Here is an 11,048-nt window from a genome sequence, read left to right on the forward strand (position 1 = left end):
TACGTAAATGGCCATAATTACATGCAAGCATGAACTATGGCCATTTACGATCTTGCTTTCTCTCACACGGGAAAAGAAGACAGGCAAAGCTGAGTTCCGCTTTGTGCGCGAAGCGGTTTCGCCTCTGAGAAAAATTCGGCGGACTTTTCCAAATCTTGTTTCGGAGGCCACTCCGAAGCTGAGGGGATAAAAATGAGCCGAAGCGAGAAAGTCGAAGCGACGTTGACCGCTGAAGAAAAGGAAATTCTTCAGCGCCTCTGCGGCGAAGCTGGTTGCACGGATAAGGCAGGGGTATTTTTCTTTGGCGAATAAATTTGGATTTCATGGCAAGGGGGGGGTGGCGTTAAGGTTTTCATCGCTATATCAGTTGCCGTGTTCGCATTCTCTGCGCTATTTCTAAAAGTGGAGCGTTGCCAAAAAGATAGCGGAGGTGACTATTCACATTTGTGGTTCGTGAGCGGATCGGTGTTGAACGTTGGCAGCTCTGGCGATTTTACCATGTCGGTCGAAAGCGAAGATCCATATAACGACGGGTCTGATCGTCTGACCATTCTGGTTGATTCAGAACATACGCGCTATGTAAGCGATAGCCCCGTGAGCGTTGGGTCTAAAGTCAAGGTAGGCTATTTTCTCGATTCCCGAAAGAGAAATACGATTCGCTGCTCTTCTGTGGATGTGTTGGAATAAATTTTGAGTAACTATCAGTAAAAAGCTGCGAGCAAAGGCCGCTCCACGTGGGGCGGCCTTTTTGGTGGATAGACGTTGCGGAGGATGATTGATTGAGGTTTTTGCTCCGCATGGAAATCGAGTGAGGATTCTGTCTCGCGAGGGGCGTGTTTTGAGGCTCTTGGCGGTACGTAATTCTCGTTCGGCGTCTTGACGGGACAAAACCCTCGGTTGACTTTTCGTTATGCACGGAACCGGGACGTCCGTCGTAACGGTGGTGCTCTTGTATCCGTTTGAAATCGAGCGAAGGAGTACCGCTATGGAGCAATCGAGCCTATTTGATGACGGTGTGGACATCGATCTCGAAGCGCCTGCGAGCTTGGACGCCGCCGTACCAACCGATGCCCGTGCCCAGGCGGCAGCGCGCGTGACTCAGCACCGATAGCGGTGCGTATGTGGCGAGCGTCGTCGAGGACGGTCCCGCCGCCAAGGCCGGCATCCAGGAGGGCGATGTCATCACCAAGCTGGACGATGACGAGATTACGAGCGCTGATGGTCTGATCATCGCGCTGCGCAGCCACGAGGTTGGCGAGAAGGTTGAGATCACGCTCATGCGCGGCAAGGACGAGAAGAAGGTCACGGTCGAGCTGGGCTCCGACGAGGAGCTGCAGAACCAGCAGCAGAACGACAGCGCGACCGACACCGGCAACGGCGGTATTACCGACGAGCAGCTGCGCCAGTATCTGGATGAGCTGCTAGGCCAGCAGGGTCAGGGCTACGGCCAGGGCTACTAACGAGCCGTATCGCACATATCGAAGGATGACGATTCCAATACGGACGACACCAAAACCGGCATCGACGGCTCCATGGACGATTCGGATTCCAAATAGGCCCTGTTAGTTGAGCTGCTTCTTTGCCGGATTCGTATGCGAAACCGCTATACCCGCGGCAATTGCCATGAGGCAGCTCGCGACGAGTCCGAACTCATACTTCAAAACGTTTGTTGCGGTCAGGGCGATAATCAACACTGTCAGAATTTGCAGAACTATCGTTATTGCGAAGAGATTTATTCCTTGTTTGGCCGAAGTCGCTGAATGAGTCTGGCTTCGTTGATTCAGGTTGAAGCAGACAACAAAAGCGACCAGTTCGCTTGATAGGGGGCCGACTACATAGAAAAAGATTGCGTCAATGAAGCCTATAGTGTTGTAAGTTGTTTCGCCGGAAAACACAGCGTATAAAGCATATCCAAATCTTGGCTGATTCATGTATGAGTCCGAAAAGACGAAGAGCGTCAATATTGCTACTACCAGAAGTGCATTCAGGGCAAATCGTTTGCTTTTCATCGATCGCTCCTTCCGGGTGAACTTTATTATGTAATTATACAGCAGTCATTTGTTATTCAAAGAATTTGACTGTCCTAAATAACATGCACTTTCGCTGGAGGGTCGCTGTTTGGCGGCCCTCTTTTTTGCATAGGCGCGGTGGGATGGTAATATCGGGCGGGAGTCAGCCGCTCTGATAGAATCGTCCTTGCTGTCGGCAGCCCTCGTGCCGGGCAGAGCCCTCCATTTGATGGGAGGTGATGCCCATGACCGATTTCACCGAGCTCGTGAAGCTCCTGACCGCTATGGTCTCGCTCCTCACGGCCCTTGTCGGCCTTTCCAAGGCACTCAAGCAGGGCTCGAAGCCCAAAAAGAAAGGCCACCGTCGCTAAGACGATGACCTAACTTTCTAACGCAACGGCTCTGCCCAGCTCACTACAACTTGGGCTGCCGTCGGCACCATTCTACCCGCTTGACATTGCTGTTGTCGATGCGCCGTATCAAGAATCCACGGCAGCGCTCGTGGTTGCAAAACGGCCCAACAAATAGCGGCTATTAGTCAGTTGGGGGTGTCTAAAAGGCCTAATAGTTGCCAATAGTGGCCAGTTGGCAACGGATTTGGGCTATTAGTTCTAACAGTGCCTATACTATGACCCCACAAACTGGACACGGTTTTCTGCCCGCACGAGGTTTTAAAGTTTTAGCTGGAACAATCCGGCAGATTGGAGCACAGAACATGAGGTTCGAACGCCTCATGTCGCTCAAAATACGTCTCCTCAATTGCGCAAAGGAGAACGGTATTTAGCGACAAGGAGACAATGGAATGATCTGGTTCACCAGCGACACGCACTTCGGGCACGAGAACGTCCTGAAGTTCACGGACCGGCCGTGGGAGACGATTTGGCAGATGAACGATGCCATCGTCGACAACATCAACGGCAGGGTCGCCGTGGATGACGAGCTCTACATCCTGGGGGATTTCTCATTCAAGATGACCGCCCAGGACGCATACGGGCTGCGTAAGCGGATCGCCTGCAGGCGCATCCACCTCGTCCCGGGAAACCATGACAAGGACTGGACCCAGCCGGCGGTCGCGGGCGCGTTCACCGTGGAACCGCCGATCTGCGTGCTCAAGATCGACGGGCAGAAGATCGTCCTGTGCCATTACCCCATGGCCGACTGGCAGGGCATGAGCCATGGATCGTGGCACCTCCACGGGCACATCCACAGCAGCGGCGGCGCGTACAACGAGTTCAACCGCAAGCAGGGGCTCCTGCGCTACGACGTGGGCTGCGACGCCAACGGGCACTCCCCGGTGAGCCTCGACGGGCTGAGGGAATGGTTCGCCGGGGTCGACGAGCCGTGCGGCCGGGTGAAATGGCCCTGGTGGGTCAACGAGACCGGCGACAGGCAGGTCGAGCGCGAGCTGGCGGCTTACAAGCGGAAAGAGGCGATCCGATGACGGTCTATGTGACGGGCGACATCCACAGTGGGCTCGACATGCAAAAGCTCCGCGACTGGGAGCTTGGGGATGGCCTTACCAGCGACGACTATCTCATCGTTGCCGGTGACTTTGGCTTTCCGTGGAACTTTTCTGCCGAGGAATGCGCTGACATCGCTTGGCTCGAGTCGCGCCCCTACACGGTTCTCTTCGTGGATGGCAACCACGAGCGCTTCGACCACTGGGAGGAGCGTCCCATGGAACCGTGGCACGGCGGGCTGACGCAACGCCTGTCGGATACTTCGTCTATTCGGCGCCTGACGCGCGGCGAGGTCTTTGAGCTCGACGGTTCGACAATCTTCACCATGGGCGGTGCCACGAGCGTGGACAGGGAATACCGCGTGCCGTATTCCAGCTGGTGGCCTCAGGAGCTCCCGGACGAGCGCGATTTCGATGCCGCACGGGCAAGGCTCGACGAGGTCGCCTGGAAGGTCGACTGCGTCATCACCCATACCTGCTCGACGCGCATGCTCTCGCCGACGCTCTACCCGGACCCAGGCTGGGAACGCCCGGATGTGGACCGGCTGACCGGATTCCTCGACGAGCTCGAGGACCGCCTGGACTACAAGCGCTGGTATTACGGCCATTTCCATCGCGATGCCAATCCGGACGAACGGCACACGGTGCTGTGTGACCGGATCGTGAGGCTCGGGGACAAACTCCTGCCGTGGGGTGCGTACTGATGGCTATCTATGTGACGGGCGACGTGCACGGCAGGGCCGAGTACGGGTCCAGCCGGTTTGCCTTCAAGAATTGGCCGCTGGGCCGCACGCTGACGCGTGATGATGTGGTAATCGTGGCCGGCGACTTCGGCTTTGTCTGGGATGGGTCCAACGCCGAGAAATACTGGCTCGACTGGCTCGAGTCGAAGCCCTGGACCACGTGCTTCGTTGACGGCAACCATGAGAACCATCACGCCCTGGCTGAGCTGCCGGTGCAGGAGTGGAACGGCGGCCTCGTCCATGAGGCGCGACCGCACGTGCTGCACCTGATGCGCGGCGAGGTGTACGACATCGCGGGGACCACGGTCCTCACCATGGGAGGTGCCGCGAGCAACGACAGACAGTATCGCAGGGAGGGGAGGAACTGGTGGCCCGAGGAGATACCGAGCGTGGAAGAGATGGGGCACTGCCGCGCCTCGCTCGATCGCGTGGGCTGGAAGGTCGACTACGTTGTGACTCACGAGGCTCCTGCCGACCTGGCAGAGCAACTATGCCGGGAGCGCGAACGCGAGTATCTGGACGACCGGCTGCAACGATTCCTTGGCGAGCTCGACGGGCGACTCGGCTGCCGCGCCTGGTTCTTCGGCCACTACCACGGCGACGAGTGGCGTGACGCCAGGCATCGCCTTATCTACCGAGACATCGTGCCGGTCGAAGATGCTGCGCCCGCTTCTAGAAACCTTCTAGAAGCGCTCTAGAAGGTTTCTAGAAATTAGGCGCCATATGGACTATTCCAATTCAAAAGTCTGGTCGAGGGAGTTCGACCCAGCACCCATCCCGTCGACTTTCACTTCGATGGGAGACATGTCGTTGAGGTCAAAAATCGACACACCGTCGCATTCGCCTCCCGGCGCAAGCCCTTGCGAAGAGAAGTGATCTTCCTGCAAATCGGCGGCAAACCCGCGAGATAGCATCTGCTTATTTTGATAAGCCGTGATGTAGCTACCAACAGCGCATGAATTTGCCGATCGGTTGTTAATGGCGTGCCAGCGAACAACGGCAACCTTCCCGCCATCGCCAGTCGAGGAATCATGCACCTCGACGCCGGTGACTGAATACTTCATCTTGCCGTAAACCCCGTCTTCCTGCGCGTTATCAGAATCGGCGACCTGAACTGCCGTCTGATGATCGTCTGCCTGGCTGCACCCAGAGGTCATAACTAGGGCGGCTGCCAGAACACCCGCAGCCCCAAAGTTCCGAGCTAGGTTGATTGCCTTTTTAACAGAGAGATGCTCCATCGATTACTCCAAACTTAATTGTTTTTGAATGCCATCAGCCAAACAGCCAAGCCCCAATGAGCATGACCACTGAAACTGCCGCAAGCGAAGCCCAGACGGCATTTTGACGGGTGATGACACCGCTGATGGTGAGCGGATTTGCGCCGGCACCATCAATGACAGTCCAGACGAGTGCCGTGACCAAAAAGACGACTAGCCCTGCCGTTATCAACTCACGGCGAGACGGCCTTAGCTTGTCGGACATATCTACACGCCCCTCGTCTGGGTCATGACCTCGACCTTGGCCTCGGCCACGGCCGCCCGCTGCTCGGAGGCGGCGAGGCGGTCCTTGAGGGCGGCGACCTCGGCCATCAGGTCACGCTGGGCGAGGAGGGAGACGTTGAGATCGGCCTGAGCCTTGGCTGCGGCGTCGACCGCGCCCCTCATGCTTTCAATTCGATCGTCTTTTGCGGCTGATTCTGCCAAGAGCTGATTGTTCTCGGAATCGAGCTTCTTGAGCTGCGAGAGGTAATCGGCGACGGTGGCGTGGAGCTCATCGTTCTCAATCTCCAAGCTCGCAGTATCCAGCTCGAATTTCTCTTTGATGGCGGCGACCTGCTCGACGCAATTAGATTTGATGCTCTGAATCTGTTCCGTTGCACTTTTCTTGGCGGCGTCGGCGTCCTCGCGGGCAGCACGAGCCTCCATCGCGGCGGCTTCGGCAGCGCCCACGATGATGCGCTTGACCCGCTCGACCGCCTCATCGAGGACGGCCGATGCGTCGAGCGCAGTCTTCATGCCGGGAGTGGCGTTAGGGTGGTAGCCGTCGACCAAGCGGGCGACGGTATCGGCCTGCGAGAGGCCAAGGCTCGTGCTGATGTCCTTTATGGCGTCACGGGTCTCCGATGAGACATTCAGACTGGTCATTTTCTTTTCGGACTGGACTTGGTTTTCGGCCATGATGCGGCACTCCAATCAACAACGGGCATGGCTCCGCCACGCCGTACGGCTGGGAACAAATACGCGGCCGCTGTTGAGTTGTGTTCGTCCTGCGATCGGTGAGTTCTAAAAAGGCGTCTCAAGTCATGCGTTCACGCAGGGTTTCAGTTGGAGAAATACCGCACTCTTATATAGTAGCGCACTCGGATTTATCTTCTGACGCCCACTAACCCGCGCTCGCGGAGCACGCGGTACAAGGTCGATTTCGAGATACCTGTTGCGGCGCAGATGTCGGGAATTGGCGTCTCACGGGCGAGGTAGAGCTTCACGGCAGCGTCGGCCTTGACGTCCGCGATGCGCGGGCGGCCCCCGACGTTGCCACCGCGGCTCCGTTTGACGGCGATACCCTCGGCCTGGCGCTGCCTGATCAGGTCGCGCTCGAGCTCGGCGGTGCAGGCATGGGTGCCCAGCACGAAACGGCCGAATGCAGTATCGAGGTCAACGGGCTGCTTCAGTGATATGAGCTTCACTCCTAAGTTCCTGAACATCAGGTCATAGTTCAGCAGCTGCCTGGTCGATCTGGTCAAGCGCTCCCAGGATTCGACCACCACCTCGTCGCCCGCCCGCATCTTCTTGAACAGGCGCTTCTGCTGCGTCCGGTCGCCGTCCTGGGCACCCGTGACCTTGTCCTTGTAGATATGGCCATAGGCCACGCCAGCGTTCACCAGAGCCTCGATCTGGCGGTCCAACCTCTGGTCTTTCGTGCTCACGCGAGCATATCCGTAACGTGTCATTTCAGCCTCCTGCCTCGTATTTGATTTTCCCATGGGAATTGACGCGGAGGTTTTGACACTGGGTTTTGGCACTCGACGTTCACGGCATCGAGGGTTCGACTTTCGAGTGCCAAGAGGCATACCTTTTGAGACTGTTTAATTTGAACAATAACAGAGGTGTACCAGTTAACCGGGGTAGTAGCAGATTCGGTTAGAATTGATGTCACGGCGCATTCCGTGCGCGGGCGGCCGACGATTTGATCGGAGGTCACCATATGCTGAAATTCCTTAACGCGCTGGCCGCTCTTGCAACGGTCGGCACGTTCATCATCGCGTTTTTAAACTCGTATGAGGTTCGGATTAAGGTCCGTAGGCGTACGCGCGGTGCGGACAGTGGACGGCATTTGCGCCACAAGCGCAAATAAGAATGCCCGGGGGTCGGAGCCCGGGCATTTAACAAAGACTGAAAACTAGGCCGCCCGCGCTCCATGTTGCTTACACGGGATGCGTCGTTTTCTGTTGTCATTCTACCCTCTTTGGGCAGATAAAACCACCGTACGCTTGGGTTCTCATGCGAGTTCATCCATCGTCCATGCGGCGTGATCGCAACAGTGGGAGCCGTCCAGGACAGCTCATCTTACAATCGAATGAATTGCAGCTGCCGAATTGATCTCCATAAACATGACGCGGCTGTAGAATGAAGCAGGGTCGAAACGAAGCAGTTCCCGGACAATTGGCGTCCGGCCAGACACTTCGGTTCGGCCCTTTCTCATGCGCATTTCTAGAAACGCCTAGTACGGATACAGGTCTGGACTAGGTCCACTCATCGCCAGCGACATGTATTCCGAAATGATTGCGAATCGCTTTTGATGCGGTGCCTGACGGCACCTATGATCCGCTCGCGAAGCTCGCTGACTTATATATCTCTTATTTACATCGCCCGGGGAGCGAAGCGACGCCGGCGCTGAGGGCTGACGGCTGGCACGCCTCGCGCTGATGACTTGCTGATTGTAATAACTGGTCGCGAGGTCTAATTAGCTTGGTGGTTGAATTGTTAGGCGGTGGAGCATCCACAGAATCCGGGCACAATCGTGGACCCTCCCTAAATCTTCGAAACCAGCATTGCAGCTGGGAAAGCCTCACCCGCCCCTTGGCCTTTTGCTCGACGATCTCGCGGGACTCCGCATGGCTACGCCCATGCATCCGGACCGTTCGTTTTAACGCGCCGGCCGTCCTCACCGGCACCCCCGTACATGGCGGAACCCGGGGTTGGGCTCAGAATCCGTCACGGCTGCATGCTCATCGTGATCCTCTTTGCTTGACGTTGCGGCTTATCACCGCGACACGTGTGTCGCCACACGGCTATCCAACCAACTCCTGATCTTCGGCTGTTCGCCTACTTTCCTGCAGTTTTCCAGCAGGACAATCGCTCTGAATCCGGCACGCCGTCTCCGCCCAGAAGGGCCGAGGCGGCGCAGGGGTCACATGGAGGGCACTACCCCCGTCGAAGTCTCCGTAGAGACGGGACAATGAACCTGTACAGCTCAGTCTCCGATTATTCGAGCCCTTGGCTACCTTTTTGAACGGGTCTTAAACCCGTGCCGACCGGGAACGGCATATGTCCGCTCCCATAAAAAATGGGAGCCGTGCGAGCCGGCTCCCATTTGCGTTTTCTAACTGTCATCCATAGCGTGACCTGCGGGTCCCTGCTATCATTGGATGTGCCAGGAGTGCTGTTTGCGTTTTTAGCACAACTGGCAAGTAGAAACGCGAGTTGGTAGCTCGCCTCTACACCGTGCGGAGGTGTTGGTAGCACCCGAGCACAATCTTGATGGTATCACGCCCGCCCGTCTTTTCGGCGGGCGGGTTGCCATTTTTTTATACCTCTACCTGCGGAAACTATAGTATACCTCAGTAACTCATGCCTCACCGCTCTACCGGGGCATGAGCGCTTTACTCCGCCTCGACAGGCAGTTCGAGGCTAGCGAGGCGTGTCGCCGCGAGCGTAATCGCCGCGATCGACGACGCGATCGTCCATCTGTCGCAACACGGCGCTACCGCTGTGCGCCTGGCCGGCGGCGCGAACGCGGTCGTCGCCGGCATCGACAACGCCGCCGGCGTAACGGTTGCGAATCTCCCTTGCGTAACCGCGCCGGGCAAGAAGCTCATCACGTACGGCGGGATCTTCGAGCAGATCTTCATCGCACTTCGGTGCAATGAATTTAGGAAATGAATTGTAGGAGACGCCCTTGCTCGCTTTCGCCTGCTCGACCCACGCCGAGTATGCTTTCTTGAGACGCTTGATGTAAATCTCACAACGTTTCTCGTATGGAAGGACTCGCTCGGCTTCCAACACGTTATTTCCGAAAGCCGTCTGCAACGACTTCAACGCGAACCGCCCGTCGAGACGGGTCAAGTTGAAGGTACATTTTGGATTACCGGCCTCTTTGATATCGAGATCTGTCGCATAGACTCGATTGTTCTTGATGAAAATGTCTACGCCCCACGAGGCAAGTAATTTTTTGAACTGCTCCATATTCTTCGGGTGGTAGTCGTCGATTGCAATATGGATCAGCTCGCGCAGATTGTTTTTATAACTGTACTCTCCCCGATCGACAATCTCCTTTTCAATATCGCGCGGCTGACGATCTCGAATCTTTGAATTTCTCTTACCTTTTTCAAGTTGAGTAAGATTCCAGGCCTTGTCCATTTCACGAACCCATGAAGCGCGTTCGAATTTTCCGCGACGCCCACCAGTCTCGCAACGTTTGCCGGTCAGCAAATCGGTACGGTTGATCGCCATATGGACCGCGTAGCGTTTTCCCGCCTTATCGCTTTCCTCATGCAACGCGAGAATCACTTGTTGATGCGGATAGTGCTTCGCAAGCCATTGCTCCGCGTAGGCCAAACATGCATCGGGGGTCATCTTGCCTCCGTTGCAGCTGCACTCCTCGGGCAGAAACGCGAGAATCTGATGAAGCATGATTACGTTTTTGACTCCGGCTCTCGACGGCTTGTCGTGATGGAAAACCTTTCTGGTTCTATCCATTTTCGAAAACCAGTGGTCGCTCCATTCGATGTTCCAGCCACCACGCACAATCGCATCTTTTCCGTTGATGTATTTACGAACATTCTTTGCATAGCGCTCACTCGACACTCTTTTCTGTTTGATAACAGTCACTTCACATCACCACCGACGAAATAGCGCTTTTCAAGCTCGTCGATGAAACGGTCTAGCTTACGCCCAACTTGATAAACCTTCTCAAGTGTTCGAAAAACAGCTTTCTCGTTGTACGCGGGAAGCCCTTGGGCGTTCAAAAAGTACATGAGCTGATTGAGATTCGTTCCTTCCTTCAAAAGCTCGTGATAGATTTTGTCGATCGACGCCCGATCGACATCGATTTTCTCGACTCTCCCGACAAGAGCAGTGCGACGCATGAAGGCCGACATCGACACGCCGAGTTCAGAAGCGCGATTCTCAATGGATTTTTTCTCACTTGGCGAAACCCGGATGCGAATCATCTCAGTTCGCTCTTCGTCTTCAGTCAGATCGACCCCGCGAGTCACCGCGTCATCGGGACGCAGGAAATACCTAATCAGTTCGGCCTCAGACATTTGGGCCTTTTTGGAAAACGCAACAAGCGTTTTCTTTTCTTCTTCACTCAGCGTTGCCTTGACTGTGAACGGACGTTTCGTACTCACGGACAGCTCCTCGAAAATAAACCGCACACCGGAGAGGCCTCCGGTGCAAAACCAGCTATTCGATTCGCTTTCCTTTTCGAGTGCTTAAAAATCGCCGACGCGATTTGAAAACGTCTCGCGAAAACTTTACCGCCGTGAGAGGTGGTAAAGCAAGATGTGTGGGAAAACAAATGGCCCGTATGGGCCCATTTGTTGCCACCCACACC

Annotated in this window: 13 protein-coding genes; 6 read left to right on the forward strand and 7 right to left on the reverse strand. The window is 55.9% G+C overall.

Features of this window, described 5'->3' with window-relative positions:
- Window positions 1-985: 985 nt before the first annotated feature.
- Window positions 986-1,111: a hypothetical protein gene (locus RX395_RS09300; RefSeq protein ID WP_264297887.1), complete on the forward strand. Its 126-nt coding sequence runs from the start codon at window positions 986-988 to the stop codon at window positions 1,109-1,111.
- A gap of 10 nt (window positions 1,112-1,121) precedes the next feature.
- Entirely contained in the window at window positions 1,122-1,460 is a 339-nt protein-coding gene (locus RX395_RS09305) for a PDZ domain-containing protein (RefSeq protein ID WP_226812504.1), read from the forward strand.
- 102 nt (window positions 1,461-1,562) lie between these two features.
- Here RX395_RS09305 and RX395_RS09310 read toward each other — a convergent pair whose 3' ends face one another.
- On the reverse strand, window positions 1,563-2,009 hold the full coding sequence (locus tag RX395_RS09310) for a hypothetical protein (protein WP_152068155.1): 447 nt from the start codon (window positions 2,007-2,009) through the stop codon (window positions 1,563-1,565).
- 245 nt (window positions 2,010-2,254) lie between these two features.
- Between RX395_RS09310 and RX395_RS09315 the strand changes: the two genes are divergently transcribed.
- From RX395_RS09315 to RX395_RS09330, 4 genes are all read left to right on the forward strand, one after another.
- A complete protein-coding gene (locus RX395_RS09315) occupies window positions 2,255-2,380 on the forward strand; it encodes a hypothetical protein (protein ID WP_255413117.1) in 126 nt (41 codons plus the stop codon).
- A gap of 431 nt (window positions 2,381-2,811) precedes the next feature.
- A complete protein-coding gene (locus RX395_RS09320) occupies window positions 2,812-3,450 on the forward strand; it encodes a hypothetical protein (RefSeq protein WP_152068154.1) in 639 nt (212 codons plus the stop codon).
- A complete protein-coding gene (locus RX395_RS09325) occupies window positions 3,447-4,172 on the forward strand; it encodes a metallophosphoesterase family protein (RefSeq protein WP_316367156.1) in 726 nt (241 codons plus the stop codon). Before RX395_RS09320 ends, RX395_RS09325 begins: the two co-directional genes overlap by 4 nt.
- Window positions 4,157-4,909, forward strand: a complete 753-nt coding sequence (locus RX395_RS09330) for a metallophosphoesterase family protein (protein ID WP_316367157.1) — start codon at window positions 4,157-4,159, stop codon at window positions 4,907-4,909. The genes RX395_RS09325 and RX395_RS09330 overlap by 16 nt, the downstream gene beginning before the upstream one ends.
- Before the next feature lie 30 nt (window positions 4,910-4,939).
- On the opposite strand, the gene RX395_RS09335 is transcribed toward RX395_RS09330, so the two are convergent.
- From RX395_RS09335 to RX395_RS09360, 6 genes are all read right to left on the reverse strand, one after another.
- Window positions 4,940-5,449: a DUF5067 domain-containing protein gene (locus RX395_RS09335; protein ID WP_152068151.1), complete on the reverse strand. Its 510-nt coding sequence runs from the start codon at window positions 5,447-5,449 to the stop codon at window positions 4,940-4,942.
- A 34-nt stretch (window positions 5,450-5,483) separates the two neighbouring features.
- Window positions 5,484-5,693 (reverse strand): hypothetical protein, encoded by a 210-nt coding sequence (locus RX395_RS09340; protein WP_152068150.1) that lies wholly within the window; start codon window positions 5,691-5,693, stop codon window positions 5,484-5,486.
- A gap of 2 nt (window positions 5,694-5,695) precedes the next feature.
- Window positions 5,696-6,388 (reverse strand): hypothetical protein, encoded by a 693-nt coding sequence (locus RX395_RS09345; RefSeq protein WP_152068149.1) that lies wholly within the window; start codon window positions 6,386-6,388, stop codon window positions 5,696-5,698.
- A 188-nt stretch (window positions 6,389-6,576) separates the two neighbouring features.
- On the reverse strand, window positions 6,577-7,161 hold the full coding sequence (locus RX395_RS09350) for a recombinase family protein (RefSeq protein WP_193221469.1): 585 nt from the start codon (window positions 7,159-7,161) through the stop codon (window positions 6,577-6,579).
- Window positions 7,162-9,121: 1,960 nt separating this feature from the next.
- A complete protein-coding gene (locus tag RX395_RS09355; protein ID WP_316367161.1) occupies window positions 9,122-10,321 on the reverse strand; it encodes a relaxase/mobilization nuclease domain-containing protein in 1,200 nt (399 codons plus the stop codon).
- The gene (locus RX395_RS09360; RefSeq protein ID WP_152068146.1) at window positions 10,318-10,842 is read right to left on the reverse strand and encodes a plasmid mobilization protein; all 525 of its coding nucleotides are present in this window, start codon (window positions 10,840-10,842) and stop codon (window positions 10,318-10,320) included. The genes RX395_RS09355 and RX395_RS09360 overlap by 4 nt, the downstream gene beginning before the upstream one ends.
- Window positions 10,843-11,048 lie beyond the last annotated feature (206 nt).

Source organism: Collinsella aerofaciens (assembly GCF_032584215.1).
Lineage (GTDB): Bacteria > Actinomycetota > Coriobacteriia > Coriobacteriales > Coriobacteriaceae > Collinsella.